The 25,719-nt window shown below is 72.3% G+C and carries 22 protein-coding genes, 2 tRNA genes and 1 pseudogene; 4 read left to right on the forward strand and 21 right to left on the reverse strand.

Annotated features, from left to right (window positions below; all coding sequences use genetic code 11):
* Nucleotides 1-2: 2 nt before the first annotated feature.
* The 5 genes from OG509_RS13350 to hrcA form a co-directional block, all read right to left on the reverse strand.
* A complete protein-coding gene (locus tag OG509_RS13350; protein WP_406187569.1) occupies nucleotides 3-362 on the reverse strand; it encodes a histidine triad nucleotide-binding protein in 360 nt (119 codons plus the stop codon).
* Nucleotides 363-468: 106 nt separating this feature from the next.
* Nucleotides 469-1,215, reverse strand: a complete 747-nt coding sequence (locus OG509_RS13355) for a 16S rRNA (uracil(1498)-N(3))-methyltransferase (RefSeq protein WP_406182736.1) — start codon at nucleotides 1,213-1,215, stop codon at nucleotides 469-471.
* The gene (locus OG509_RS13360; RefSeq protein ID WP_406182738.1) at nucleotides 1,212-2,303 is read right to left on the reverse strand and encodes a nitronate monooxygenase; all 1,092 of its coding nucleotides are present in this window, start codon (nucleotides 2,301-2,303) and stop codon (nucleotides 1,212-1,214) included. The genes OG509_RS13355 and OG509_RS13360 overlap by 4 nt, the downstream gene beginning before the upstream one ends.
* Before the next feature lie 147 nt (nucleotides 2,304-2,450).
* Nucleotides 2,451-3,590: a molecular chaperone DnaJ gene (dnaJ, locus tag OG509_RS13365; RefSeq protein WP_406182740.1), complete on the reverse strand. Its 1,140-nt coding sequence runs from the start codon at nucleotides 3,588-3,590 to the stop codon at nucleotides 2,451-2,453.
* Entirely contained in the window at nucleotides 3,591-4,607 is a 1,017-nt protein-coding gene (gene hrcA, locus OG509_RS13370) for a heat-inducible transcriptional repressor HrcA (protein ID WP_385583449.1), read from the reverse strand.
* A gap of 155 nt (nucleotides 4,608-4,762) precedes the next feature.
* Between hrcA and OG509_RS13375 the strand changes: the two genes are divergently transcribed.
* Entirely contained in the window at nucleotides 4,763-5,488 is a 726-nt protein-coding gene (locus tag OG509_RS13375) for an MBL fold metallo-hydrolase (RefSeq protein ID WP_406182742.1), read from the forward strand.
* A gap of 28 nt (nucleotides 5,489-5,516) precedes the next feature.
* Nucleotides 5,517-6,326: a DUF3097 domain-containing protein gene (locus OG509_RS13380; protein WP_406182743.1), complete on the forward strand. Its 810-nt coding sequence runs from the start codon at nucleotides 5,517-5,519 to the stop codon at nucleotides 6,324-6,326.
* Here the strand turns inward: OG509_RS13380 and OG509_RS13385 are convergent.
* The 4 genes from OG509_RS13385 to lepA form a co-directional block, all read right to left on the reverse strand.
* Nucleotides 6,304-6,882, reverse strand: a complete 579-nt coding sequence (locus tag OG509_RS13385) for a Uma2 family endonuclease (RefSeq protein WP_406182745.1) — start codon at nucleotides 6,880-6,882, stop codon at nucleotides 6,304-6,306. The genes OG509_RS13380 and OG509_RS13385 overlap by 23 nt on opposite strands.
* Nucleotides 6,883-6,982: 100 nt before the next feature.
* Nucleotides 6,983-8,215 (reverse strand): radical SAM family heme chaperone HemW, encoded by a 1,233-nt coding sequence (gene hemW, locus OG509_RS13390; protein ID WP_406182746.1) that lies wholly within the window; start codon nucleotides 8,213-8,215, stop codon nucleotides 6,983-6,985.
* A 90-nt stretch (nucleotides 8,216-8,305) separates the two neighbouring features.
* On the reverse strand, nucleotides 8,306-10,195 hold the full coding sequence (locus tag OG509_RS13395; protein ID WP_406182748.1) for an AMP-dependent synthetase/ligase: 1,890 nt from the start codon (nucleotides 10,193-10,195) through the stop codon (nucleotides 8,306-8,308).
* A gap of 190 nt (nucleotides 10,196-10,385) precedes the next feature.
* Nucleotides 10,386-12,251: a translation elongation factor 4 gene (gene lepA / locus OG509_RS13400; protein ID WP_406182750.1), complete on the reverse strand. Its 1,866-nt coding sequence runs from the start codon at nucleotides 12,249-12,251 to the stop codon at nucleotides 10,386-10,388.
* Between the two features lie 211 nt (nucleotides 12,252-12,462).
* Between lepA and rpsT the strand changes: the two genes are divergently transcribed.
* Complete coding sequence (gene rpsT, locus OG509_RS13405) at nucleotides 12,463-12,729, forward strand: 30S ribosomal protein S20 (RefSeq protein WP_030159297.1); 267 nt, start codon at nucleotides 12,463-12,465, stop codon at nucleotides 12,727-12,729.
* A 205-nt stretch (nucleotides 12,730-12,934) separates the two neighbouring features.
* Here rpsT and holA read toward each other — a convergent pair whose 3' ends face one another.
* A complete protein-coding gene (gene holA, locus OG509_RS13410; protein WP_406182753.1) occupies nucleotides 12,935-13,927 on the reverse strand; it encodes a DNA polymerase III subunit delta in 993 nt (330 codons plus the stop codon).
* Between the two features lie 76 nt (nucleotides 13,928-14,003).
* Between holA and OG509_RS13415 the strand changes: the two genes are divergently transcribed.
* Entirely contained in the window at nucleotides 14,004-14,246 is a 243-nt protein-coding gene (locus OG509_RS13415) for a hypothetical protein (RefSeq protein WP_385583408.1), read from the forward strand.
* Between the two features lie 27 nt (nucleotides 14,247-14,273).
* On the opposite strand, the gene OG509_RS13420 is transcribed toward OG509_RS13415, so the two are convergent.
* The 11 genes and pseudogenes from OG509_RS13420 to rsfS all read right to left on the reverse strand — a co-directional run bounded on the left by OG509_RS13420 (nucleotide 14,274) and on the right by rsfS (nucleotide 25,650).
* Entirely contained in the window at nucleotides 14,274-15,155 is an 882-nt protein-coding gene (locus OG509_RS13420; protein ID WP_406182754.1) for a YceI family protein, read from the reverse strand.
* Between the two features lie 136 nt (nucleotides 15,156-15,291).
* A pseudogene (locus OG509_RS13425) lies at nucleotides 15,292-17,610 on the reverse strand (ComEC/Rec2 family competence protein); the annotation flags it as partial.
* A gap of 50 nt (nucleotides 17,611-17,660) precedes the next feature.
* Nucleotides 17,661-18,668 carry a helix-hairpin-helix domain-containing protein gene (locus OG509_RS13430; RefSeq protein ID WP_406182756.1) on the reverse strand — a complete coding sequence of 336 codons (1,008 nt, stop codon included), beginning with the start codon at nucleotides 18,666-18,668 and terminating at the stop codon, nucleotides 17,661-17,663.
* A gap of 98 nt (nucleotides 18,669-18,766) precedes the next feature.
* Nucleotides 18,767-19,612: a DegV family protein gene (locus OG509_RS13435; RefSeq protein ID WP_385583399.1), complete on the reverse strand. Its 846-nt coding sequence runs from the start codon at nucleotides 19,610-19,612 to the stop codon at nucleotides 18,767-18,769.
* Nucleotides 19,613-19,738: 126 nt separating this feature from the next.
* Nucleotides 19,739-20,446, reverse strand: coding sequence for a hypothetical protein (locus OG509_RS13440; RefSeq protein ID WP_406182758.1), 708 nt, complete (start codon nucleotides 20,444-20,446; stop codon nucleotides 19,739-19,741).
* Between the two features lie 166 nt (nucleotides 20,447-20,612).
* On the reverse strand, nucleotides 20,613-23,498 hold the full coding sequence (leuS, locus tag OG509_RS13445) for a leucine--tRNA ligase (protein WP_406182759.1): 2,886 nt from the start codon (nucleotides 23,496-23,498) through the stop codon (nucleotides 20,613-20,615).
* A gap of 248 nt (nucleotides 23,499-23,746) precedes the next feature.
* A tRNA-Ala gene (locus OG509_RS13450) sits at nucleotides 23,747-23,819 on the reverse strand.
* A gap of 169 nt (nucleotides 23,820-23,988) precedes the next feature.
* Complete coding sequence (locus OG509_RS13455; RefSeq protein WP_008738908.1) at nucleotides 23,989-24,222, reverse strand: hypothetical protein; 234 nt, start codon at nucleotides 24,220-24,222, stop codon at nucleotides 23,989-23,991.
* Nucleotides 24,223-24,366: 144 nt separating this feature from the next.
* Nucleotides 24,367-24,439, reverse strand: a tRNA-Ala gene (locus tag OG509_RS13460).
* 111 nt (nucleotides 24,440-24,550) lie between these two features.
* Nucleotides 24,551-25,207 carry a histidine phosphatase family protein gene (locus OG509_RS13465; RefSeq protein WP_406187570.1) on the reverse strand — a complete coding sequence of 219 codons (657 nt, stop codon included), beginning with the start codon at nucleotides 25,205-25,207 and terminating at the stop codon, nucleotides 24,551-24,553.
* Nucleotides 25,204-25,650 (reverse strand): ribosome silencing factor, encoded by a 447-nt coding sequence (gene rsfS, locus OG509_RS13470; protein ID WP_053689035.1) that lies wholly within the window; start codon nucleotides 25,648-25,650, stop codon nucleotides 25,204-25,206. The genes OG509_RS13465 and rsfS overlap by 4 nt, the downstream gene beginning before the upstream one ends.
* Nucleotides 25,651-25,719 lie beyond the last annotated feature (69 nt).

Consider the following 25,719-nt stretch of genomic DNA (forward strand, 5'->3'; position numbering starts at 1 on the left):
TGCTATCCGGGGGGCCACTGGAGGCCGCGGCCGCCGAGGACGTGCGCGTGCGCGTGGAAGACGGTCTGGCCGGCGCCGGCGCCGGTGTTGAACACGACGCGGTAGCCGTGGTCGTCGAGCTTCTCGTCGGCCGCGATCTGCCCGGCCTCGCGCAGCAGGTCGGCGGCGATGGCCGGCTCGGCGGCGGCGAGCGTGGCGGCGTCGGGGTAGTGCACCCGGGGGATGACGAGGACGTGCGTGGGCGCCTGCGGGTTGATGTCCCGGAAGGCGAACGTCGTCTCGGTCTCCCGGACCACGGTCGCCGGGATGTTCCCCGCGACGATCTTGCAGAACAGGCAGTCCGCCTGCGGTTCCCCGGCCATTGCTTCGCCTTCCGAGACTGCGGCGCCGGCGGGCGGGCCGCCCGCGCCGACGATGATGATCAGCCCCGGCATCGTATCCGGCGCCGCCGGCGCCCTCATGTGCGTTTCAGGACCAGCGGCCGGTGCGCGCCAGCAGGACCGCCGTCGCCGCGGTGCCGGCGGTGGAGGTGCGCAGGACCGAGGAGCCCAGGCGGTAGGGGTGGGCCCCGGCCTCCGCGAAGACGGCGAGCTCCTCCGGGGAGACCCCGCCCTCCGGTCCGACGACCAGGACGATGGAGCCGCCGGCCGGGAGTTCGGCCGTGGCCAGGGCCCCCGAGGGGGTGTCCCGGTCCTCGTGCAGGACCATCGCCAGATCGGCCCCGGCCAGCAGGGCCGCGACCTGCTTGGTGGACATGGCCTCCGCCACCTCCGGGAAGCGGACGCGGCGGGACTGCTTGCCCGCCTCCCGGGCCGTGGCCCGCCACTTGGCCAGGGACTTGGCGCCGCGGTCGCCGCGCCACTGGGTGATGCAGCGCGAGGCCTGCCAGGGGACGATGGCGTCCACGCCGGTCTCGGTCATGGTCTCGACGGCGAGCTCGCCGCGGTCCCCCTTGGGGAGGGCCTGGACGACGGTGATCCGGACAGCCGGTTCCGGTTCCTCCTGGATCGTGTGCAGGCCGGTGAGGACCAGCCGGTCCTTGCCCTCGGCGGCCTTGACCACGCCCTCCGTCCAGTGACCGCGCCCGTCGGTGAGGACCACGTCCTCGCCCGGGTTCAGCCGTTTCACGGACACCGCGTGCCGGCCTTCGGGACCGTCGAGCACGAACTCCGGCCCCGCGGGGACCTCTTCGACCACGAACACGGGGGCGGTCATGACGTACTCCTGTTGTTCATCGACTTCAACACGGATCGGGCCTCGGCCAGTTCGGCCGCCAGCACCTCCACCAGTTCCCGCGCGGGCAGCGCCCTCGCCAGCCGGTGCCCCTGGCCCGCCCACAGGGCCATGCCCTGCGGGTCCCCGGCCGCGGCGGCGGCCTTGCGCAGCCCGGCGGTCATGTGGTGGATCTGCGGGTACGCGGCCGGGGCGTACGGCCCGTGCTCGCGCATGAACCGGTTCACCAGGCCCCGGGCCGGCCGCCCCGAGAACGCCCTGGTCAGCTCCGTGTGGGGGAACAGGGGGTCCGTCAGCGACTGCTTGTGCAGCGGGTGCGCGCCGGACTCGGGGCAGGCCAGGAACGCGGTGCCGAGCTGCGCCGCCTCCGCGCCCGCCGCCAGCAGCGCCGCGATCTGCGAGCCCCGCATCAGACCGCCGGCCGCGATGATCGGGAGGGCCACGGCCTCCCGTACCTGGGCCACCAGCGCGAGCAGGCCCACGCCCGCCGTGCCGTCGGCCTGCGGGTCGTCGCGGTGGGTCCCCTGGTGGCCGCCCGCCTCCACGCCCTGGACGCAGACCGCGTCGGCGCCCGCCGCCTGGGCGGCGCGGGCCTCGTCGACCGAGGTGACGGTGACGACCGAGTACGTGCCGGCCTTGCGCAGGGCGGCGAGGACCGCGGGCGAGGGGCAGCCGAAGGTGAACGAGACCACGGGGACCGGGTCTTCGAGGAGGATCGCGAGCTTGGCGTCGTAGCCGTCGTCGCTGGTGCCGATGATGTCCTCGTCGGCCAGGGACAGCTCGTACCAGCTGGCCTCGCCGGCCAGCTGCCCGCGGTACGCCTCCACGGCGGCCGGGTCCACGTACCCGGTCTGCGGCATGAAGAGGTTCACACCGAACGGGCGCCGGGTGAGCGCGCGCAGCTGCTTGATCTCCTGGTACACGCCGTCGGCGGTCTTGTAGCCGCCGGCCAGGAAGCCCAGACCGCCCGCCTCGCACACGGCTGCGGCCAGTGGCGGACAGGAGGCGCCGCCCGCCATGGGAGCCTGCACGATCGGGTATGGGGAGAGACCGTACGGTGCGGAGGACATGCACTGCATCGTGCCATGTCCCGCCCACCGGGCCGAATCACGGCATTCGCCTGGCATAGTCCGCTTCCCCGGCGTCGTCCGGAACGATGCGGCGAGCCCGGTCCGGAGCATCCCCGGACCGGGCTCGTACGTCTGGCGGCAGGCCGGTCAGCGGCCGTTGAAGGCGTCCTTCAGGCGGCTGAACAGGCCCTGCTGACCCGGCGCGAACTGGCCCATGGGCCGCTCCTCGCCGCGCAGCTTGGCGAGCTGGCGCAGCAGCTCCTCCTGCTGGGCGTCCAGCTTGCCGGGAGTGGTGACCTCGACGTGGACGATCAGGTCGCCGCGGCCGCCGCCGCGCAGGTGCGTGACGCCGCGCCCGTGCAGCGGGATCGACTGGCCGGAGCCGGTGCCCGGGCGGATGTCGATCTCCTCCAAACCGTCCAGGGTCTCCAGCGGGCACTTGGTGCCCAGGGCCGCGGCCGTCATGGGGATGGTCACCGTGCAGTGCAGGTCGTCCCCGCGCCGCTGGAAGGTCGGGTGCGACAGCTCGTGGATCTCCACGTACAGGTCGCCGGCGGGGCCGCCGCCGGGGCCGACCTCGCCCTCGCCCGCGAGCTGGATCCGGGTGCCGTTCTCGACGCCGGCCGGGATCTTGACCGTGAGGCTGCGGCGGGAGCGGACCCGTCCGTCGCCCGCGCACTCGGGGCACGGGGTCGGGACCACGGTGCCGAAGCCCTGGCACTGGGGGCAGGGGCGCGAGGTCATGACCTGGCCCAGGAAGGACCGGGTGACCTGCGAGACCTCACCGCGGCCACGGCACATGTCACACGTCTGCGCCGAGGTGCCGGGGGCCGCGCCCTCGCCGGAGCAGGTGGTGCAGACGACGGCCGTGTCGACCTGGATGTCCTTGGTGGTGCCGAAGGCTGCCTCGTCCAGCTCCAGGTCGAGGCGGATCATGGCGTCCTGGCCGCGGCGGGTCCGCGAGCGCGGACCGCGCTGCGAGGCCTGGCCGAAGAAGGCGTCCATGATGTCGGAGAAGTTGCCGAAGCCGCCCGCACCGAAGCCGCCCGCGCCGCCACCGCCGCCCGAGGAGGACAGCGGGTCGCCACCGAGGTCGTAGACCTGCTTCTTCTGCGGGTCCGAGAGCACCTCGTACGCCGCGTTGATCTCCTTGAAGCGCTCCTGCGTCTTCGGGTCCGGATTCACATCCGGGTGGAGTTCACGCGCGAGGCGGCGGAAGGCCTTCTTGATCTCGTCCTGCGATGCGTCGCGGCGCACGCCGAGAACGGCGTAGTAGTCCGTGGCCACTTACGACTCCGCCAGGATCTGTCCGACGTAACGTGCCACTGCGCGTACCGCTCCCATCGTTCCGGGGTAGTCCATGCGGGTCGGTCCGACCACGCCGAGTTTGGCGACAGTCTCGCCGCCCGAACCGTAGCCGACCGAGACGACGGACGTGGAGTTCAGTCCCTCGTAGGCATTCTCATGCCCGATCCGTACGGCCATTCCCGACTCGTTGGCCTCGCCCAGCAGCTTGAGGAGCACGACCTGCTCCTCCAGCGCTTCGAGCACCGGCCTGATCGTCAGGGGAAAATCGTGTCCGAAGCGCGTGAGATTGGCGGTTCCGCCGATCATCAGCCGCTCCTCGGCCTCCTCGACCAGCGTCTCCAGCAGGGTGGAGAGCACCGTCGACACCGTGCTGCGGTCCTCCGGATCGAAGGATTCCGGCAGGTCCTGCACGAGCTGCGGCACGTCGGTGAACCGGCGGCCGACTACCCGGCTGTTGAGCCGCGCCCGCAGATCGGCGAGCGAGGTCTCGCCGAACGGCGTCTGGCAGTCGACGAGCCGCTGCTCGACCCGGCCCGTGTCGGTGATCAGCACGAGCATCAGCCGGGCCGGAGCCAGCGACAGCAGCTCGACGTGCCGGACCGTGGACCGGGTCAGGCTCGGGTACTGGACGACGGCGACCTGCCGGGTGAGCTGCGCGAGCAGCCGCACGGTTCGGCCGACGACGTCGTCGAGGTCGACGGCGCCGTCGAGGAAGTTCTGGATGGCCCGGCGCTCGGGCGTCGACAGCGGTTTGACCCCCGCCAGCTTGTCGACGAAGAGCCGGTAGCCCTTGTCCGTGGGGATCCGCCCGGCGCTGGTGTGGGGCTGGGCGATGTAGCCCTCGTCCTCCAGCACGGCCATGTCGTTGCGCACGGTGGCGGGCGAGACGCCGAGCCGGTGCCGCTCGGTGAGCGCCTTGGAGCCGACCGGCTCCTCCGTCCCGACGTAGTCCTGGACGATGGCGCGCAGCACCTCGAGTCTGCGTTCGCTGAGCATCGCGCACACCTCCTGCTGGTCGTCGGCGCTCGTCATGGGCGGTTTCATCGGCTTCGTTGGCACTCCGGGCGTTCGAGTGCCAGAGATCCCCCGGCCAGTGTACGGCCGGGTAGTAAGGGCCTGGCAAGGGCGGCCCGCCAGGGTAGCGTCGCGGCATGGACGTGCGTTGGGAAGAGGCGGGCTGGGAGCGGCTGACCGGGCGGACCGGACGGCGACGACTCCCGGTGTGGGACTGCACGGTGGGACTGGTGGTGGGGGACGAGTCGATCCTCCTGATCGATCCCGGATCCTGCGTACGCGAAGGCGCGCAGCTGCGGGCCGAGGCGGAGCGGCTGACGGGGCGGCGCGTGACGCATATCGCATTCACGCACGGCCATTTCGATCACGTACTGGGCGTGGCGGCGTTCGCCGGGGCCGAGGTGTACGGGGCGGTCGGGCTGGACGCGGAGCTGTCGACGGGCCGGGAGGAGCTGCGCGTCAGCGCGGTCCTGCAGGGGCTGGCGGAGGCCGAGGCCGCCGAGGCGGTGGACCTGCTCGTGGTGCCGGGGCACTCCGTGTCGGGCGAATGGACGCTGGAGCTGGGCGGGGTGCAGGTGCTGCTGGCCAACGTCGGGCCCGGGCACACCCCGCACGACCTGGCGGTGTTCGTCCCCGGCGAGCGCGAGACGGTGTTCTGCGGGGACCTCGTCGAGGAGTCGGGCGAGCCGCAGGCGGGCAGCGACGCGGTGCCGGCGCAGTGGCCGGCGGCGCTGGACCGGCTGCTGTCGCTGGGCGGGGACGACGCGCTGTACGTGCCGGGTCACGGAGCGGTGGTCTCGGCGGGCTTCGTCCGTGAGCAACGCGACACACTGGCACGGCGGTTCGGCGTGTCGGGCCCGTGAGCCCGCTCTCTCTCCTACGCTCGGCCGGATGCGCGAGTACTCCCCCGACCTGACCCCGCAGTGGAAGCGCCCCAAGCCGGTGCCGGAGGTACCGGCGGACACCGACCTGGTGGTCGAGGTGGCGGGTACGGACTTCTGCGGCGCGGTGGTGGCCTGCGAGGCGGGCACGGTGACCCTGGAGGACCGCTTCGGCAAGCGGCGGGTGTTCCCGCTGGAGCCGCGGGGGTTCCTGCTGGAGGGCGCCGTGGTGACCCTGACCCGCCCCTCAAGGGCCCCTGCGGCGCCCTTGCGCACGGCGTCGGGCTCCGTGGCGGTCCCCGGGGCGCGCGCCCGTGTGGCGCGCGCCGGGCGGATCTACGTCGAGGGCCGGCACGACGCCGAGCTGGTGGAGCGGGTCTGGGGCGACGACCTGCGGATCGAGGGCGTGGTGGTGGAGTACCTGGAGGGCATCGACGACCTCCCGGCGGTGGTGGCGGACTTCGCCCCGACGGCCGACGCCCGCCTCGGCGTCCTGGTGGACCACCTGGTCCCGGGTTCGAAGGAATCCCGCATCGCGGCGTCGGTGACCTCGTCGGACGTCCTGATCGTCGGCCACCCGTACGTGGACGTCTGGCAGGCGGTGAAGCCGTCCGCGCTGGGCATCGCCGCCTGGCCGGTGATCCCGCCGGGCCAGGACTGGAAGACGGGCGTCTGCAGGGCGCTGGGCTGGCCGCAGAACACCGGAGCCGCCTGGCAGCACATCCTGTCCCGCGTCCGGTCCTACAAGGACCTGGAGCCGGTCCTGCTGGGCCGCGTGGAGGAACTGATCGACTTCGTCACGGTCGGCGGTGGGGCCTGACTCCCTGATACGTGCCGAATTCGCTGGTGTCCAGCTCGATGCCGAGCAGTTCCAGCGGAAGCGGCTCACCGAACTTCGTGATCTGCTGGGCCCGGTAGTCGGCTTCGTCGCCCCTCCCGACCGGGACGGTGAGCAGGACGCAGTGGGCCACGACCGGGTCGATGATCAGATAGGCGGGCACCTCGCCTGCGGCGTAGATCGAGCGCTTGACGCCGTAGTCCCTGTCGACGCTGGTCTTGGAAACCACCTCCACCACCAGGGTGATCAGCTTGGACAGCAGGAGGCGGCCCGAGTCCGGGCGGACCTGGCGATCCACGACCACAAGGTCCGGGACGGGCTCGCTGGCCTCGTCGGTGACGTCGACGTCCTGGGTCTGTAGCCGTGCCCACCGCTTGCGCGGGATCTGGTCCTGCACGTCTTCGACGATCAGGTTGTGAACCAGATCGGGACTGGCCATCATCACGATTTCCCCCCGGAGGAGCTCGACCTTGACGCCCTCGGGAGGCTCGAACCGATCGAAGAACTTCGCCATCCCACGCTCGTCCACAGCGGTCATCTCCGTGGTCCTCCACATCCGCCGCGTACTGTCGACGGCAGCCTAGGGACAGAGTAGGCAGGCGCAGGCCGGTTCGGCGGGGATTCACTCCCCCGAGAGATCAGTCCACCAGGTCGCGGACCACCGCGTCCGCCAGCAGGCGGCCGCGCAGGGTCAGGACGGCGTGGCCCGCCTCGTACGGGGTGGCCTCCAGGAGGCCGTCGGACAGGGCGCGGCGGGAGGCCGCGAGGCCGGCCGGGGCCAGCAGGGACAGCGGGACGCCGTCCACCAGGCGCAGCTCCAGCAGGATCCGCTCCACCCGGCGGTCCTCCTCGGAGAGGAGCTCGCGGCCCGCGCCCGGGGAGCGGCCCTCCGCGAGGGCGGCGGCGTAGGCGCCCGGGTGCTTCACGTTCCACCAGCGGACCCCGCCCACGTGCGAGTGGGCTCCGGGGCCGGCGCCCCACCAGTCGGCGCCGCGCCAGTACAGCTCGTTGTGCAGGCAGCGGCCGGCCTCCGAGGTGGCCCAGTTCGAGACCTCGTACCAGGAGTACCCGGCCTCGGCCATCACCGAGTCCGCGATCAGGTACCGGTCGGCGTGCACGTCGTCGTCCGTCATCGGGACCTCGCCCCGCCGGATCCGCCGCGCCAGCTGCGTGCCCTCCTCCACGATCAGCGCGTACGCGCTGATGTGGTCCGGGCCCGCGCCGAGGGCGGCGGCCAGGGAGGCGCGCCAGTCCTCGTCGGTCTCCCCCGGCGTGCCGTAGATCAGGTCCAGGTTCACGTGGTCGAAGCCCGCAGTTCGCGCCTCCGCGACGCACGCCTCCGGCCGGCCCGGCGTGTGCGTACGGTCGAGCACCTTCAGGACGTGCTGCTTCGCGCTCTGCATGCCGAAGGAGACCCGGTTGAAGCCCCCGGCCCGCAGCTCCGCCAGGTACTCCGGGTTCACGGACTCCGGATTGGCCTCCGTGGTGACCTCGGCGTCCTCCGCCAGCCCGAACTCGTCCCGGATCGCCGCGAGCATCCGTACGAGGTCGGCCGCCGGCAGCAGCGTCGGTGTACCGCCGCCCACGAACACGGTCCGTACGGCGCGCGGGTCGTCGCCGAGCACCTTGCGGGCGAGACGGACCTCGTCGATCAGGGTGTCGGCGTAGTTCTCCCGGGAGGCGAGCACGCCGCCGGTGCCGCGCAGCTCGGTCGCGGTGTACGTGTTGAAGTCGCAGTACCCGCACCGCGTGGCGCAGTACGGGACGTGCAGGTAGAACCCGAGCGGCCGGTCCCCGGCACCCGCCAGGGCATGCGACGGCAGCGAGCCGTCTTCGGGCATGGGTTCACCGTCGGGCAGTGCGGAAGGCATGCCCCCATTGTCCCGCACCCGGGCCGGGGGCCCGGCCGCTCGCCGCCGCCCCCGGGCCCCTCGTACCGCCCGCTGCCGCCCGCCGCCGCGCTACGCCTCGCGCGAGCCCTCGTACATCTCGTCGATCAGGTGCTTGAACTCACGCTCGACGGCCGGCCGCTTCAGCTTGAGGCTGGGCGTGAGGTCGCCGTGCTCCACGTCGAGGTCGCGCGGCAGGATCCGGAACTTCTTGATCGTCTGCCAGCGCTGGAGGCCCTCGTTCAGGGTCTGGACGTACGTCTCGATCAGCCGGTTCGTCTCGGCCGCGGCCAGGACCTCGGCGTACGTCTTGCCCTCCAGCCCGTTCTCGGCGGCCCAGCCCATGATCGACGGCTCGTCGAGGGCGACCAGGGCGGCGCAGAAGTTCCGGTCGGCGCCGTGCACGACGATGCTCGACACGTACGGGCAGATCGCCTTGAACCGGCCCTCGATCTCGGCCGGGGCGACGTACTTGCCGTTCGAGGTCTTGATCAGGTCCTTCTTGCGGTCCGTGATGCGCAGGTAGCCGTCGGGCGAGAGCTCGCCGATGTCGCCCGTGTGCAGCCAGCCGTCCTCCTCCAGCACCTCGGCGGTCTTCTCGGGCTGGAGGTGGTAGCCCTGCATGATGCCGGGGCCGCGCAGCAGGATCTCGCCGTCGTCGGCGATGCGGACCTCGGTGCCGGGGAGCGGCTTGCCGACGGTGCCGGTGCGGTAGGCCTCGCCGGGGTTGACGAAGGAGGCCGCGCTGGACTCGGTGAGGCCGTAGCCCTCCAGGATGTTGATGCCGGCGCCGGCGAAGAAGTAGCCGATCTCGGGGGCCAGGGCGGAGGCGCCGGAGACGGCGGCGCGCAGCCGGCCGCCGAAGGCCTCGCGGAGCTTGGAGTAGACGAGCGCGTCGGCGATCTTGTGCTTGGTGGCGAGGCCGAAGGGGACCGCGGGGCTGCCGGTGCGCCGGTAGTTGTCCTGGGTGGTCTTGGCGTACTCGCGGGCCACGCCGACCGACCACTGGAAGATCTTGTACTTGGCGCCGCCGCCGGCCCGGGCCTTGGCGGCGACCCCGTTGTAGACCTTCTCGAAGATGCGGGGGACGGCCGCCATGTAGGTGGGCTGGACGACCGGCAGGTTCTCGATGATCTTGTCGATGCGGCCGTCGACGGCGGTGACGTGCCCGACCTCGATCTGGCCGGAGGTCAGGACCTTGCCGAAGACGTGCGCGAGCGGCAGCCACAGGTACTGGACGTCGGTGCTGGAGATCATGCCGGTGGCAACGGTGGCCTTGGCCATGTACGACCAGTTGTCGTGCGGGAGCCGTACGCCCTTGGGGCGGCCCGTGGTGCCCGAGGTGTAGATGAGCGTGGCGAGCTGGGAGGCGGTGATGGCCCCGATCCGCTCCTTGACCGCCTCGGGGTGCTTGGCGAGGTACTCGTTGCCGCGCGCCTCCAGGTCGGCGAGGGAGAGCACCCAGCCCTCCGGATCCCCGGCGGCCGGTACCGCGTCGGCCGCTTCCAGGACCACCACGTGGGCGAGCTCGGGCAGGTCGGCGCGGCGTTCGCGGGCCTTGGCGAGCTGGGAGGCGTCCTCGGCGATCAGCACGCGGCTGGACGAGTCGGAGAGGATGAACGCCGACTCCTCCGCGTTGGTGCTGGGGTAGATCGTGGTCACCGCGCCGCCGGCGCACATGACGCCGAGGTCCGCGAGGATCCACTCGACGCGGGTGTTGGAGGCGAGCGCGACCCGGTCCTCGGGCCGCAGGCCCAGGTCCAGCAGGCCGGCGGCGATGCCGAAGACCCGCTCGGCCGCCTGTCCCCAGCTCAGCGACTTCCAGTCGTCGGGGCCGCTGCCGCCGGCCGCGGGCACCGGGAACCGGTAGGCCTCGGCGTTCGGCGTGGCGGCGACACGCTCAAGGAAGAGGGCCGCCACGGTGGGCGGGCGGTTCTCGATCAAGGTCTGTGTGTCGCTCACGGACGTCCTCCGGACCACGCGGCAGGGCCTGCCATTCAGGGGCTTGTAACTGGCGAGTAACCATCGAGCAGTGATCAGACTAGGTGCCCTCCGGCCAGGGCGTAAGAGCCCGCGAGCGGCCGATTCATAACGAAACAGGCCCCCGCGCATCCGCGCGGGGGCCTGTTTCGCTCGACTTCGGTCGCAGCGACTACTTCTTCTTGCCGGAGGACTCGTCGCTGGAGAGGACGGCGATGAAGGCCTCCTGGGGCACCTCCACCGAGCCGACCATCTTCATGCGCTTCTTGCCTTCCTTCTGCTTCTCCAGCAGCTTCCGCTTACGGGAGATGTCACCGCCGTAGCACTTGGCGAGGACGTCCTTGCGGATGGCGCGGATGGTCTCGCGGGCGATGACGCGCGAGCCGACGGCCGCCTGGATCGGGATCTCGAAGGCCTGCCGCGGGATGAGCTCGCGCAGCTTGGCGACCAGGCGCACGCCGTAGGCGTAGGCGGCGTCCTTGTGGCAGACGGCGGAGAAGGCGTCGACCTTGTCGCCGTGCAGCAGGATGTCGACCTTGACCAGGCTGCCGGACTGCTCGCCGGTGGGCTCGTAGTCGAGGGAGGCGTAGCCGCGGGTCTTGGACTTCAGCTGGTCGAAGAAGTCGAAGACGATCTCCGCGAGCGGGAGCGTGTAGCGGATCTCGACCCGGTCCTCGGAGAGGTAGTCCATCCCGAGGAGGGTGCCGCGGCGCTGCTGGCAGAGCTCCATGATCGCGCCGATGAACTCGGAGGGCGCGAGCAGGGTGGCCCGGACGACCGGCTCGAACACGTCCGAGATCTTGCCCTCGGGGAACTCGCTCGGGTTGGTGACCGAGACTTCCTTCCCGTCCTCCATGACGACGCGGTAGACCACGTTCGGCGCGGTGGCGATCAGGTCCAGGCCGAACTCGCGCTCCAGGCGCTCGCGCACCACGTCCAGGTGGAGCAGGCCGAGGAAGCCGACGCGGAAGCCGAAGCCCAGCGCCGCCGAGGTCTCCGGCTCGTATACGAGCGCGGCGTCGTTGAGCTGGAGCTTGTCCAGGGCCTCGCGCAGGTCGGGGTACTCGGAGCCGTCGAGCGGGTAGAGGCCCGAGAAGACCATCGGCTTCGGGTCCTTGTAGCCGCCGAGGGCTTCGGTCGCGCCGTTGTGCAGGCTGGTGATCGTGTCACCGACCTTGGACTGACGGACGTCCTTCACGCCGGTGATGATGTAACCCACCTCGCCGACGCCGATGCCGTCGGCCGGGGTCATCTCCGGGGAGGAGACACCGATCTCCAGCAGCTCGTGCGTGGCGCCGGTGGACATCATCCGGATGCGCTCGCGCTTGTTGAGCTGGCCGTCGACCACACGGACGTACGTCACGACACCGCGGTAGGAGTCGTAGACCGAGTCGAAGATCATCGCGCGGGCCGGGGCGTCCTTGGGGCCGACCGGGGCCGGGACCGTGGCGACGATCTTGTCGAGCAGCGCGTCCACTCCGAGACCGGTCTTCGCGGAGACGCGCAGCACGTCCTCCGGCTGGCAGCCGACCAGGTTCGCGAGCTCCTCGGCGAACTTCTCCGGCTGGGCGGCCGGCAGGTCGATCTTGTTCAGGACCGGAACGATCGCGAGGTCCTTCTCCATCGCCAGGTAGAGGTTGGCGAGGGTCTGCGCCTCGATGCCCTGGGCGGCGTCCACCAGGAGGACCGTGCCCTCGCAGGCGGCGAGGGAGCGCGAGACCTCGTACGTGAAGTCGACGTGCCCGGGGGTGTCGATCATGTTGAGGATGTGCGTCTTGCCCACGCCCTCGCCCACGGTGGGCGCCCAGGGCAGCCGGACCGCCTGGGACTTGATCGTGATGCCGCGCTCACGCTCGATGTCCATGCGGTCGAGGTACTGGGCGCGCATCTGCCGCTGGTCGACGACGCCGGTGAGCTGGAGCATCCGGTCGGCGAGCGTCGACTTGCCGTGGTCGATGTGCGCGATGATGCAGAAATTGCGGATCAGCGCCGGGTCGGTACGGCTCGGCTCGGGCACGTGGCTGGGGATCGCGGGCACGCAGTGTCCTGATTCTCGGGTCGCAGTCGGAAGCGTTTCCGGCTCTCGTCGGATCTGTACGCAGGTTCCCATGGTCCCATGGACGGGGCGATGCGCTCGGTTTGGGCCGGTCGGAGCGCGCCTGGTAGCCTGGGCAGCTGTGTCTCGTATGCCCTCTCAGCTGTCGGGACACAATCCGAAGATCAAACTCTGAACCTGAAAAGGCTCTTTCGTGGCGAACATCAAGTCCCAGATCAAGCGGAACAAGACGAACGAGAAGGCGCGCCTGCGCAACAAGGCCGTCAAGTCTTCGCTCAAGACCGCGATCCGCAAGGCCCGCGAGGCCGTGGCCGCCGGTGACGTCGAGAAGGCCACCGTGGCTTCTCGCGCCGCCGCGCGTGCGCTCGACAAGGCTGTCTCGAAGGGTGTCATCCACAAGAACGCCGCCGCCAACAAGAAGTCGGCGCTGGCCACCAAGGTTGCCACCCTCCAGGGCTGAGCTCTGATGTGATCGCCGGAACGGATCCAGCGGGCCCTCTCTCCCGCTCCTGACCGGCCCCCCGCGCCGCACACGAAGCGTTCGCCACGCGGGTGCGGCGCAACAAGAAGTAACCGAAGGCCCCGAGAGCCACCCTTCCCCAGGGCGGCCCCCGGGGCCTTCGCCTTGCCCGGCGCGGGACGGTCGGCGGGCGGTCGGCCGGAGGCTAGCGGCGCTGGGGGCGTGCTGCGCGGGCCACGGCCACGACCGCCTTTTCCAGGGCGTACTCCGGGTCGTCGCCGCCGCCCTTGACGCCCGCATCGGCCGCGGCCACGGCCCGCAGGGCGTCCGCGACGCCGTCCGCCGACCAGCCCCGCATCTGCTGGCGGACCCGGTCGATCTTCCAGGGCGGCATCCCGAGGTCCCGGGCGAGATCACCCGGGCGGGCTCCGCGCGGGGCGGAGGCCAGCTTGCCGATGGCACGCACCGCCTGCGCGAGCGCGCTGGTGATCAGCACCGGCGCCACTCCCGTGGACAGCGACCACCGCAGTGCTTCGAGGGCCTCCGCCGCCCGCCCCTCGACCGCCCGGTCGGCGACCGTGAAGCTGGAGGCCTCGGCCCGGCCCGTGTAGTACCGGCCGACCACGGCCTCGTCGATCGTGCCCTCGACGTCCGCGCACAGCTGCGCGGCGGCACTCGCCAGCTCCCGCAGATCGCTCCCGATCGCGTCGACCAGCGTCTGGCACGCCTCCGGGGTCGCCGACCGGCCCAGCGTGCGGAACTCGCCCCGCACGAACGCCAGCCGGTCCGCCGCCTTCGTCATCTTCGGGCAGGCGATCTCCCGGGCCCCGGCCTTGCGGGCCGCGTCGAGCAGCCCCTTGCCCTTGACCCCGCCCGCATGGAGGAGCACGAGGATGATCTCCTCGAACGGCGCCGCGAGGTACGCCTTGACCTCCTTGACCGTGTCCGCGGACAGGTCCTGCGCATTGCGTACGACCAGCACCTTGCGCTCGGAGAAGAGCGAGGGACTGGTCAGCTCGGCGAGCGTGCCGGGCTGGAGCTGCTCGGATGCGAGATCGCGCACGTCCGTGTCGGCGTCGGCGGCCCGGGCGGCCGCCACCACCTCCCGTACGGCGCGGTCGAGCAGCAGGTCCTCCTGCCCCACCGCGAGGGTGAGCGGGGCGAGCGGATCGTCGGTGGAGTTCTTCCTGGTGGCCATCGTGTCCAGCATCCCACGCCGCACTGACAGCCCCCCGCACGGCGGCCTCCCCCACCGCATCCCCGAGAATGGCCGGGTGAACGTGCGACATGTACTGGTGCTGCCCGACCGCGACGCCGCCGAGGAGGTGGCCCAGGAGGCGGTCGACCGCTTCGGCCTCCCCGAGGAGCCGCAGCTGCTGCGCGACGCCCTCGCCGGTGAGGACGACGCCGAGGACGCCCAGTGGCTGGTGGTCGTCGAGGACCCGCAGGAACGGCTCGACGCCACGGTGCTGGACGGCCTCGCCGCCGAGTACGAGGGCTGGCTGGAAACCCCGTAGCCCCCGCAACCCCCTCGCGGGCCGCCCCTAGGCCTTGTGCACGATCTGGACGTCCAGCACCACTTCCACGCTCGAACCGATCGCCGCTATCCCCTGGGCCAGTACGGACTGCCAGTTCAGGCTGAAGTCCTCGCGGTGCAGTTCGGCGGTCGCCCGGCAGGCCGCGCGCGGCTCGCCCTCCAACCCGGTGCCGAGGCCCAGGTAGTCGGTGTCCAGCGTCACCGAGCGGCTGACCCCGTGCAGGGTCAGGGCGCCCGCGACGGTCCAGCGGCTGCCGCTGCGGTGAATGAACCGCTCGCTGTAGAACTCGACCGTCGGATGCCGGGCCGCGTCCAGGAAGTCGCCGGACCGCAGGTGGTCGTCCCGCATCCGCAGGCCGGTGTCGATGCTCGCCGCGTCGATGATCACGTGCATGGAGGAGTCCTCCATGCGGTCGGCTATCCGCACCCCGCCGGCGAAGGTGTTGAACCGGCCGCGGATCCGGGCGAAGCCGATGTGCTGCGCGGTGAAGGCGATGGACGAATGCGCCGGGTCGAGCTCCCAGTGGCCCGGCGCCGGCAGCAGCGGCGGCTCCACCGCGTCGAGGACGATCTCCCCGGTGCCGGGCTGCGCCGGGTCCCCCACCAGCGTCGCCCCGTGGAACGGCGCATAGCCCTCGGCGGTGACGGAGAGTCGGTACTCGCCCTCCGGAACGGCCGCGGTGAACCCGCCGTACGGGTCGGTCTCGCCGCTGACGACGCGCCGGCCGATCGGGTCGGTCACCTCGAACCTGGCCTGTCTGACCGGCTGGTGGACCGTATCGAGGACACGACAGCTGAGCAGCCGCGCCGTATGAGGCAGCGTCAGTGTCGCGGATGTGTGCTGACCGGCGCTTCCGGCCGTCTCCATCCCCCTTCGGCGACCGAACATGGTTGATGCACCCCCGTGCTGTGTGGACTTGTACCGCTCTGGCGAAGACGCATTCGATCATGCTGTCGGGCCGCGGGCAAACGGAAAGGCGGTGTCCGGTATGCCCGTGTCGTCGCCGACGACGACGTGAGGGGAACGCCCGCATCCCCGGGCCGCTCCCGGCGACGGCGATCGAACCGTCGGTATCGGTGCGCAGCACGGTCGCGCCCATGGCCCGCAGCCGGGCGAGCGTGCCCGGTGCGGGGTGCCCGTAGCGGTTGCCCTCGCCGACCGGGACGAGCGCGAGCCGGGGCCGGATCCGGCCCTGGAGGCCGGGGTCCTGGTGGGCGGAGCCGTGATGGGCGACCTTGAGGACGTCGACCGGCCCCAGTTCCGGATGGGCCATCAAAAGGGCTTCCTGCGAAGGCGGTTCGAGATCGCCGAGCAGCAGGAGGGTCAGGCCCGCGGCACGGATCAGCAGGGCGACGCTGGCGTCGTTGGGGCCCTCCGGACGCGGGCCGTCGGGCGAGGGCCACAGCACCTGCCAGTCCAGCGGCCCGGCCCGCCTCCGCTCGCCCGCCGAGGCCGCCACGACGGGTACGTGCGCCGCCGCCGCGGTCCGCCGGACGAACTCGGCCTGAGCGGTCGGCTCTTCCAGCGTGGTGGTCTGAATCACACCCGTGGCCCGGCCGCGCAGCACCCCGGACAGGCCGCCGACGTGGTCGGCGTGGAAGTGCGTCAGCAGGAGCAGCGGTACCCGGCGCACCCCGAGGGCGGTCAGGCACGCGTCCACCGGGCCCGGCTCCGGGCCGGCGTCCACCACCACGGCCGTGCCCGGGCCGACCGCGAGTACGGCGGCGTCGCCCTGGCCCACCGCGCACTGCACGTAGCTCCAGTCGGGCGGCGGCCAGCGGGTGAGCGTACGGGTCAACTGCGGCGGCCGCAGCACGGCCAGGAGCAGCAGCACGGCCAGTGCGGAGCACACCCACGGCCGGCGTCGGATCCGCGCGCCGAGCCCCACGACGGCCACGGTGGCGGCGGCCAGCAGCAGCCCCCCGGTCAGCCCGCCCGGCCAGGCCAGCTCCGCGCCCGGCAGCCGCGCCCCGGCCCGGGCCACGCCGGCGATCCAACCGGCCGGCACCCCCGCGCACCGGGCGAGCAGCTCGGCGACGGGCATGCACAGCGGGGCCGCCGCGAGCGCCGCGAAGCCGAGCACGGTCGCCGGGCCCGCCGCGAGCTCGGCGAGCAGATTGCAGGGCACCGCGACCAGGCTCACCCGGGCCGAGAGCACGGCGACCACCGGCGCACAGACCGCCTGGGCGGCCGCTGCGGCGCCGAGCGCCTCGGCGAGCCGGGGCCGCATCCCGCGCCGCCGCAGGGCTGCGCTCCAGCGCGGGCCCAGCGTGAGCAGGGACCCGGTGGCCAGGACCGAGAGCAGGAAGCCGGGGCTGCGGGCGAGCCACGGGTCGTGGAGCACCAGCAGCAGGGCGGCCGCCGCCAGGGCGGGGATCAGGGATCTGCGCCGCCCGGTGGCGATGGCCAGCAGGGTGATCGCCCCGCAGGCCGCGGCCCGCAGCACGCTCGGCTCCGGCCGGCACACCACCACGAACGCCAGGGTCAGCGCCGTCCCGCACAGGGCCGTCGCCCGCAGGGACAGCCCGAGGCGGGGTGCCAGCCCGCCCCGCTCGGCGCGCTGCGCGGCGGCGGGCGGGCCGATGAGCAGGAACAGCACCACGGTCAGGTTGGACCCGGACACGGCCAGCAGATGCAGCAGGTCGGTGGCCCGGAACGCCTCGTCCAGGTCGGGCGGCACCCGGGAGGTGTCCCCGACGACCAGCCCCGGCAGCAGGGCCCGGGCGTCGGGGGCGAGCCCCTCGGTGGCCTCGCGCAGCCCGGCCCGCAGCCTCCCGGCGATCCGCTGGACGGTGTCGGGCCCGCCGGTCACCCGCGGCGGGGTGTCCCCCGCGGGGCGCAGCAGCGCTACGGCCCGCTCCCCGGCCCGGCCCGGGGCCAGCCGGGCGACGACCGCGACCCGGGTGGAGGGCTGCAGCCGGGCCCACTGCGGATGCCCGGCCAGCACCCGTACGGGGGTCTCGACCCGGGTCTGCGCGCCGTCGGGCTTGGTCACCCGGGTCAGTACCGCGTCCAGGACCACCACGGGCGGGCCGCTCCCTCCGCGGGTGGCCCGCGGGTCGGAGCCGACGGTGAGCTCGGCGAGGACCCTGGCGTGCTCCCCCGCGAGCCCCACGACCGGCCCGGCCCGCGCCTCGGCACGCTGGAGGCCCGCCACCCCGGCCCCGGCGGCCGCGCAGAGCAGGGCGGCGGCCGCGGCCGTGCCGATCCGCCACAGCGGCTCCGGACGCCGGCAGGCGGCCAGGAGCAGCAGCCCCGCGCCGAGGACCCCGAGCCCGGCCCCGGCGGCGGCCCAGCCGGCCGGTGCGTCGAGGGCGAGGGCGGCCGCCGCCCAGGCGGCCATCGCAGGTACGACCAGGCGCAGATCCAGCGGGCCCGGCCCCTCGGGGCGCTTCACGGCCGGACCAGCTTGCGCAGATCGGCGAAGCGCCGCTCACCGATGCCGTCGACCTGCCGGAGCTCCTCCACCGAACGGAAGCCGCCGCGGGCGGTCCGGAACTCCACGATGTGCTGCGCCAGCACCGGGCCGACCCCGGGCAGGCCGTCCAGCTGCTCCACGGTGGCCGTGCCGAGACTCAGCGGCCCGGCGCCGCCGCCGGCGCCCGTGCCCGGGCCGGCGCCGGAACCCGGCCCGCCCAGGGCGGGCTGCGCCGGGGCGCCCACCACCACCTGCTCGCCGTCGACCAGCACCCGGGCCCGGTTGAGCCCGGTGGTGTCCGTACCGGGCCGTACTCCCCCCGCGGCGGCCAGCGCGTCCTCGACCCGCGACCCGGCGGGCAGCCGCCGCACACCGGGGTCACGCACCTTGCCGCTGACATCCACCACGATCCGCGTACCTGCACCTCCGGCAGCGGCGGCGGGGGCCCCGGGGCCCGGCGCCGGAGCCGGTGCCGTCGCCGGGGTGACCACCGAGGGCGCGGCCACCGGCTGCGGCCGGGCGGTCCAGAACTGCTGCGCCCCGAAGGCGACGGCGGCGGCCAGCACCACCCCCACGGCGGCCACCGTGCGCGGCTCCACCGCACACCGGGCCTGCAGCCACACCGGCAGCCGCTCCCTCACCGCGAGCCGCAGCACGGCTCCCCCGGACAGCGGTGCCTGCCCGGACAGCGGGATCCCCACCGGGGTCTCGCGGGGCGGCGGATCGGCCACGGACCGGATGACGGGCCCCGGGCCCGGCGGCGCCGGCGGCACCGCCTCGGGCGGTGGCGATGGCGGCGACGATGGCGGCGGCCCGCCGGCGCTGCCGAGCAGGGTTTCGGCCCGGCGGCGCACCTCAGCGGGCTCGGGGTGGTGCGGCCGCGGACGCCCCCGGCGGTGGCGCAGCCGCCCGTCCGAGAGACGGGACCGGCCGGGACCGCTGGTGGCTCCGGAGGAGGGCGAGATACGTGTGCGAAGAGTCATGGCACGACGGTAGGGGCGAATCCCGACCCCAGTTCGGACTTATCAATTCCGGTGGAAATCCCAGCCGTTGTGGATAACTCCGCCACTCGTTCCGGTGATCAGCGGGGGGAGACGACCGCCGCCAGCAGCCCCGGCCCCGTGTGCGCGCCGATCACCGCGCCGACCTCGCTGACGTGCAGTTCGACCAGGCCGGGGATGCGTTCGCGCAGCCGCTGCGCGAGCTTCTCGGCCCGCTCGGGCGCCGCGAGGTGGTGCACGGCCACGTCGACGCTGCCCGCCCCGGCCCGCTCCACGGCCAGCTCCTCCAGGCGGGCGATGGCCTTGGAGGCCGTGCGCACCTTCTCCAGCATCTCGATCCGCCCGCCCTGCAGGGTGAGCAGCGGCTTGACGGCGAGGGCCGAGCCGAGGAGGGCCTGGGCGGCCCCGATGCGGCCGCCTCGGCGCAGGTAGTCGAGGGTGTCGACGTAGAAGTACGCGGACATGTCGGCGGCCCGCTTCTCGGCGGCGGCCACGGCCTCGTCGACGGAACCACCCGCTTCGGCCACCTCGGCTGCGGCGAGGGCGCAGAACCCGAGGGCCATCGCGACCATGCCGGTGTCGACGACGCGGACGGGCACCGGGGCGGTCTTGGCGGCGACGACGGCGGCATCGTAGGTGCCGGAGAACTCGGCGGACAGGTGCAGGCTGACGATGGCGGTCGCGCCGGCCTCCGCGGCCGCCTGGTAGGCCCGTACGAACTCCTCCGGGCTGGGCCGGGAGGTGGTGACCGGGCGGCGCTTCTGCAGCGCCAGGGCGAGGCTGCGGGCCGAGATCTCGGTCCCCTCCTCAAGCGCCTCGTCGCCGAGGACCACGGTCAGCGGGACGGAGGTGATTCCGTGCCGCGTCATGGCCGGTTGGGGCAGGTAGGCCGTGGAATCGGTGACGATCGCGACATGGCGGGACATGAGCCGGAGGTTACCGCCCGTGGGGGCACGACGGCAGCCCGACCCCTGGCCAGGGGGACGGGAAGGGTGCCGAGAGGCCGCCGCTCTGCGTCCGCGGCTCAGCGCACGCCGCTCAGTGCACGCCGCTCAGGTCGTCGTTTCCGGCCGCGGCGCCTTCTGCCACGGGTAGCCGGTCTGCGGAGGCTTCGGGTTCAGGGCCGCCGGCGGCTCCGGAGCCCGCCCCGCGGACGGCTGCTGCGCGTCCCACGCCGCGGCCGCCGCCGCCAGGTCGTCCACCGATTCCCGGGACCAGTCCCGCAGCGCCCCCGATTCGACCTCGATCTGTGCCGACAGCGCCGACAGGTCGTCCTCGGCGAAGCGCCGCGCCCGGTCGCGGGCGGCCCACCGCAGCGAATCCGCCGCCTCCGTGATCTTGGCGGTCCGTTCCTTCAGCTCCGGCAGCATCGCGCCGATCCGCCCCCGGTCCGGCTCCTGCTCCAGCCGCTTCAGCTCGTCGTCCAGCTCGTGTCCGTGCGCGCTCAGTCGCTCGAACAGCCCGATCGACTCCTTCAGCGAGGCATCCGCCTGGACCCCCTGGTACAGCGCCTGCTGCGTGGCCCGCATCGACGTCCGCAGGTCCAGCCGCAACTGCGCCAGCGCCCCTGCCACGCCCACCTGCCCGAAGCTCTTCGCCTTCAGCGCGGTGTCCTCCACGGTCCGGCGGGCCTGCGAGATCGTGCGGTCCACGCCGCGCTTCGCCGCGCCGACCGCCTTCACGGTCGCCCAGGCACCCAGCCCCAGGAAGGCGAACAACACCAACAGGGCAAAGATGATGATCAACGCGCCCGCCTCCATGAGAGGCTCCCTTCCCCTGCCGTCTCCGTCCCCTCCACCGTAAACGCCACGGGCAGGTCGGGGGTTCCAATCGAACCCCCAACCTGCCCGTACGGGACAACCCCTAGACCCCGGCCAGCAGGGTCATACGTGACACGGCCTGTCACGTATGACCCTCTCCCGACCGTCACACGACGATGTTCACCAGCTTCGGCGCGCGCACGATCACCTTGCGGATCTCCGCTCCGCCCAGCGCCGCCACGACCGCCTCGTCGGCCAGCGCCAGCTTCTCCAGGTCACCCTCGGAGATCGCCGGCGGCACCTCCAGGCGGGCCTTGACCTTGCCCTTGATCTGGACGACGCAGGTCACGCTCTCGTCCACGACGTACGCCGGGTCCGCGACCGGGAAGTCCTGGTGGACCACCGAGTCGGTGTGGCCCAGGCGGTGCCACAGCTCCTCCGCGATGTGCGGGGCCAGCGGGGCGATCAGCAGCACCAGCCGCTCCGCGACCGAGCGCTCCAGCGGGCGGCCGGCCTTGGTCAGGAAGTTGTTCAGCTCGGTGATCTTCGCGATGGCCGTGTTGAACCGCAGCCCCGCCATGTCCGCACCGGCCCCGTCGATGGCCTTGTGCAGCGCGCGCAGGGTGTCCTCGCCCGGCTCGCCGTCCACGACGGTGACCGCGCCGGACTCCTCGTCCACGATGTTGCGCCACAGGCGCTGCAGCAGCCGGTACTGGCCCACCACGGCCCGGGTGTCCCACGGACGCGAGACGTCCAGCGGGCCCATCGCCATCTCGTACAGGCGCAGGGTGTCCGCGCCGTACTCCTCGCAGATCTCGTCCGGCGTGACGGCGTTCTTCAGGGACTTGCCCATCTTGCCGTGCTCGCGCTTGACCGGCTCGCCCTGGTAGAAGTAGCCGCCGTCGCGCTCCTCGACCTCGGCCGCCGGGACGTACACACCGCGCGCGTCGGTGTAGGCGTACGCCTGGATCATGCCCTGGTTGAACAGCTTGTGGAACGGCTCGGCCGAGGAGACGTGGCCCAGGTCGAACAGCACCTTCGACCAGAAGCGCGCGTACAGCAGGTGCAGCACCGCGTGCTCGGCGCCACCCACGTACAGGTCGACGCCGCCGTGCGGCGCGTCCTCGCGCGGACCCATCCAGTACTGCTCGATCTCCGGGTCCACCAGCGCCGAGGCGTTGTTCGGGTCCAGGTAGCGCAGCTCGTACCAGCAGGAACCGGCCCAGTTGGGCATGGTGTTGGTCTCGCGGCGGTACGAGCGCACCCCGCGCCCGTCACCCAGGTCCAGCTCGACGTTGACCCACTCTTCGTTCCGCGACAGCGGGGTCTCCGGCTTCGAGGTGGCGTCGTCCGGCTCGAAGGTGCGCGGCGAGTAGTCCTCGACCTCGGGCAGTTCCAGCGGCAGCATCGAGGCGGGCAGCGCGTGCGCGACGCCGTCCTCGTCGTAGACGATCGGGAAGGGCTCGCCCCAGTAGCGCTGGCGGCTGAACAGCCAGTCGCGCAGCCGGAAGTTGACCGTCCCCTCGCCGATGCCCTGCTCGGCCAGCCAGGCCGTGATGGCGGCCTTCGCCTCGACGACGCCCAGGCCGTCCAGACAGACGCCCTCGCCGGTCGAGTTCACGATGGTGCCGTCGTACGAGGAGAACGCGTCCTCCCACTCCGCCGGGTCGGCGTCGCGGTCGTCCGAGGGCTCCACGACGCAGCGCATCGGCAGCTCGAAGGCGCGCGCGAACTCGAAGTCGCGGCCGTCGTGCGCCGGGACGGCCATGATGGCGCCGGTGCCGTAGCCCATCAGCACGTAGTCCGCGATGAAGACCGGGACCAGGTCGCCGCTGACCGGGTTGACCGCGTACGCGCCGGTGAAGACACCGGTCTTGTCCTTGGCCTCGGCCTGCCGCTCGACGTCCGACTTCGCGGCGGCCTGCCTGCGGTACGCGTCCACGGCCTCGCCGGGGGTCGCGGCGCCGCCGGTCCACAGCTGGTGCGTGCCCTCGGGCCACGCGGCCGGGACGATCTTCTCGACCAGCCCGTGCTCGGGCGCCAGCACCATGTAGGTGGCGCCGAACAGGGTGTCGGGGCGGGTGGTGAACACCGTGATGGCGTCGTCGCCGACCGCGAAGTCGACGCGGGCGCCCTCGCTGCGGCCGATCCAGTTGCGCTGCTGCAGCTTGATGGCCTCGGGCCAGTCCAGCGCGTCCAGGTCGTCCAGCAGGCGGTCCGCGTAGGCAGTGATCCGCATGTTCCACTGGCTCAGCTTGGCCTTGAAGACCGGGAAGTTGCCGCGCTCGGAGCGGCCGTCCGCGGTGACCTCCTCGTTGGCCAGTACGGTGCCCAGCCCGGGGCACCAGTTGACGGGCGCGTCCGAGGCGTACGCCAGCCGGTACTCGTTCAGTACGTCGGCCCGCTCGCCCGCGGTCAGGGCGGCCCAGGAGCGGCCCCCGGGAACCTCACGGGAGCCGTCCTCGAAGGCGGCGATCAGCTCGGCGATCGGGCGGGCCTTGGCCGCGTCCGCGTCGTACCAGGAGTTGTAGATCTGCAGGAAGATCCACTGGGTCCACTTGTAGTAGTCCGGGTCGATCGTCGCGAACGAGCGGCGCTTGTCGTGGCCCAGGCCCAGGCGGCGCAGCTGGACCTTCATGTTCTCGATGTTCGCCTCGGTGGAGACGCGCGGGTGCGTGCCGGTCTGCACGGCGTACTGCTCGGCCGGCAGGCCGAAGGCGTCGAAGCCCAGGGTGTGCAGGACGTTGTGGCCGCTCATCCGCTGGTGGCGGGCGTAGACGTCGGTGGCGATGTACCCCAGCGGGTGGCCGACGTGCAGGCCCGCACCGGACGGGTACGGGAACATGTCCATGATGAACTTCTTGGGGCGCGCGACGAGCGCCGCTGCCTGGGAAGACCCGTTACCGGCCAGGTCGCCGGTCGGGTTCGGGGCCTCGTACGTGCCCTGCGCGTCCCATACGTCCTGCCAGCGTGCCTCGATGTCGGCGGCCATGGCAGCCGTGTAACGGTGCGCCTCGGCCGCCTCGGGGGCCGGGGTGTTCGTCTCGCTCATGATTTCTGAAGCTCCATCGATCGTCTCTGCCGTCTCTGCCTGCCCAAACGAAAAAACCCCTCGCACAGGAGGGGGCGCCGCGCCGATGCCGACCGTCTCGCAGGGTCGGTACTGATCAGCGCGGCTCGGTAAGCAGAAGGCGTACGGCACGCATGGCGCCAGGGTACCGCAGCGGCCCAGACCACCGCTCGACCGTTCCGCACAACGAGAAGCGGGCCACCCGATCCGGGTGGCCCGCTTCTCTTCTGTGGAGCTAAGGAGAATTGAACTCCTGACCTCCTGCATGCCATGCAGGCGCTCTACCAACTGAGCTATAGCCCCTTGCTTCTCTGCCGCCGGGCCCCTGCTCGGTTTCCCTTGCCGGTTCCCCCTGGCGACATCGAGAACATTACACGGTCATGGCCCAGGTCCAAAAATCGGTTTCCGGGCGCTCGATTTCGCCCGGTTCGCCCGCCTTCCGTGCTGCGGCTCCGCGCCCCGGATCCCGTCGCTACGCTCTCGCGAACTGGTAGAACCGCTTGAGCGTGCAGTGCTCGTCGAGCAGCCGCCCGTAGATCGGCTCCCCTTCCAGCTCGCGGTACGTCTCGATCGGGTCGCCTTTTATGATCAGCGCCCGCGCGCATTCCTCGCACCAGTACTGGTAGTCGGGGTTGACCGGGTCCATGTCCCGCACGATCGGCGTGCCGTTGTTGCACCAGTCGCACCGCCGCCGGTGTGCACCCATCCGTCAGCGACTCCCTCCCACGTCGGGCCGTCGACTCCCCCTCCGGCGGTCCCGATTCTGCCACGCGGGTACGGGGCAGGTCAGCAGGCACCGAAGGAACAAACGGAAGGATCCCGCCCCCTGTTGGGGACGGGATCCTGATTGTGGAGCTAAGGAGAATTGAACTCCTGACCTCCTGCATGCCATGCAGGCGCTCTACCAACTGAGCTATAGCCCCGCTCTCCGCCGCGCTCCCCCGTTTCCGGCGTTCCGCGCTGCGAACAAGAAGAACTCTAGCCTGCGACCAGCCGGAAAGTGAAATCCGGGTGGGAGCCGCCCTGAGGCGGGCTCAGTCGTCGTCGCCGAGCACCGGTTCGGGCAGCGTGCCGGCGTTGTGCTCCATCAGACGCCAGCCGCGCGCGCCCTCGCCGAGGACGGACCAGCAGCAGTTGGAGAGCCCGCCCAGGCCCTCCCAGTCGTACGCGTCCAGGCCCAGCAGCCGGCCGATCGTCGTACGGATGGTTCCGCCGTGGCTGACCACGACGAGCGTGCCGCCATCCGGCAGCCGGTCGGCGTGCTCCAGCACCACCGGCGCCGCCCGGTCGGCGACCTCGGTCTCCAGCTCGCCGCCACCGCGGCGGACGGGCTCGCCGCGCTTCCACGCCGCGTACTGCTCGCCGTACTTCGCGATGATCTCTTCGTGCGTGAGGCCCTGCCACTCACCGGCGTACGTCTCGCGCAGCGCGGCGTCGTGCGTCACGGGCAGGCCCGTGACGGCGGCCAGCTCGGCCGCCGTGGCGGAGGCCCGCCGCAGGTCCGAGGCGACGATGGCGGCCGGCTTCAGGGAGGCGAGCAGCCGGGCGGCGCGGCGCGCCTGCGCCACACCCGTCTCGGTCAGCTCGATGTCCGTGGAGCCCTGGAAGCGTCGCTCCAGGTTCCACGAGGTCTGGCCGTGCCGCCAGAGAACGATCTTCCGGCCCGTCTTGCGGGTGGCGGTCGCGCTCAGAACAGATCACCGTCCAGGTCCTCGTCGCCCGCCGCCTCGCGCAGCTTGGCGTGCTCCTCCGCCTTGCCCTTGGTGAGCTTGGCGTCCTCGGGCAGCTCGATCTCGGGGCAGTCCTTCCACAGGCGCTCCAGCGCGTAGAAGACCCGCTCCTCGCTGTGCTGCACGTGGACGACGATGTCGATGTAGTCGAGCAGGATCCAGCGGGCGTCGCGGTCGCCCTCACGGCGCACCGGCTTGGCGCCGAGGTCCTTGAGCAGGCGCTCCTCGATCTCGTCGACGATCGACTTGACCTGGCGGTCGTTGGGCGCCGAGGCGAGCAGGAAGGCGTCGGTGATCGACAGCACGTCGCTGACGTCGTACGCGATGATGTCGTGCGCGAGCCGGTCGGCCGCGGCCTGGGCGGCGGCGGTGATGAGCTCGATGGAGCGGTCCGTGGCGGTCACTGGCCATGCTTTCGGGTTGGCGGGCAGATCCATACAAGGGTCTCATGTACCGCCGACCCCGCCCGCGCG

The sequence above is a fragment of the Streptomyces sp. NBC_01006 genome (assembly GCF_045162725.1).
Taxonomy (GTDB): Bacteria; Actinomycetota; Actinomycetes; order Streptomycetales; family Streptomycetaceae; genus Streptomyces.

What these genes read in the sequence shown, in the direction of transcription:
- holA (WP_406182753.1), bottom strand. Translation starts at nt 13,927, where the DNA reads ATGGCCACCAGGAAGAACTCCACCGACGATCCGCTCGCCCCGCTCACC.
- OG509_RS13385 (WP_406182745.1), bottom strand. Translation starts at nt 6,882, where the DNA reads ATGACCGCTGTGGACGAGCGTGGGATGGCGAAGTTCTTCGATCGGTTC.
- OG509_RS13360 (WP_406182738.1), bottom strand. Translation starts at nt 2,303, where the DNA reads ATGTCCTCCGCACCGTACGGTCTCTCCCCATACCCGATCGTGCAGGCT.
- OG509_RS13355 (WP_406182736.1), bottom strand. Translation starts at nt 1,215, where the DNA reads ATGACCGCCCCCGTGTTCGTGGTCGAAGAGGTCCCCGCGGGGCCGGAG.
- OG509_RS13430 (WP_406182756.1), bottom strand. Translation starts at nt 18,668, where the DNA reads ATGACTCTTCGCACACGTATCTCGCCCTCCTCCGGAGCCACCAGCGGT.
- OG509_RS13380 (WP_406182743.1), top strand. Translation starts at nt 5,517, where the DNA reads ATGCGCGAGTACTCCCCCGACCTGACCCCGCAGTGGAAGCGCCCCAAG.
- leuS (WP_406182759.1), bottom strand. Translation starts at nt 23,498, where the DNA reads ATGAGCGAGACGAACACCCCGGCCCCCGAGGCGGCCGAGGCGCACCGT.
- OG509_RS13435 (WP_385583399.1), bottom strand. Translation starts at nt 19,612, where the DNA reads ATGTCCCGCCATGTCGCGATCGTCACCGATTCCACGGCCTACCTGCCC.
- hemW (WP_406182746.1), bottom strand. Translation starts at nt 8,215, where the DNA reads ATGCCTTCCGCACTGCCCGACGGTGAACCCATGCCCGAAGACGGCTCG.
- OG509_RS13350 (WP_406187569.1), bottom strand. Translation starts at nt 362, where the DNA reads ATGGCCGGGGAACCGCAGGCGGACTGCCTGTTCTGCAAGATCGTCGCG.
- OG509_RS13375 (WP_406182742.1), top strand. Translation starts at nt 4,763, where the DNA reads ATGGACGTGCGTTGGGAAGAGGCGGGCTGGGAGCGGCTGACCGGGCGG.
- OG509_RS13440 (WP_406182758.1), bottom strand. Translation starts at nt 20,446, where the DNA reads ATGGAGGCGGGCGCGTTGATCATCATCTTTGCCCTGTTGGTGTTGTTC.
- OG509_RS13455 (WP_008738908.1), bottom strand. Translation starts at nt 24,222, where the DNA reads ATGGGTGCACACCGGCGGCGGTGCGACTGGTGCAACAACGGCACGCCG.
- hrcA (WP_385583449.1), bottom strand. Translation starts at nt 4,607, where the DNA reads ATGCTCAGCGAACGCAGACTCGAGGTGCTGCGCGCCATCGTCCAGGAC.
- OG509_RS13420 (WP_406182754.1), bottom strand. Translation starts at nt 15,155, where the DNA reads ATGTTCGGTCGCCGAAGGGGGATGGAGACGGCCGGAAGCGCCGGTCAG.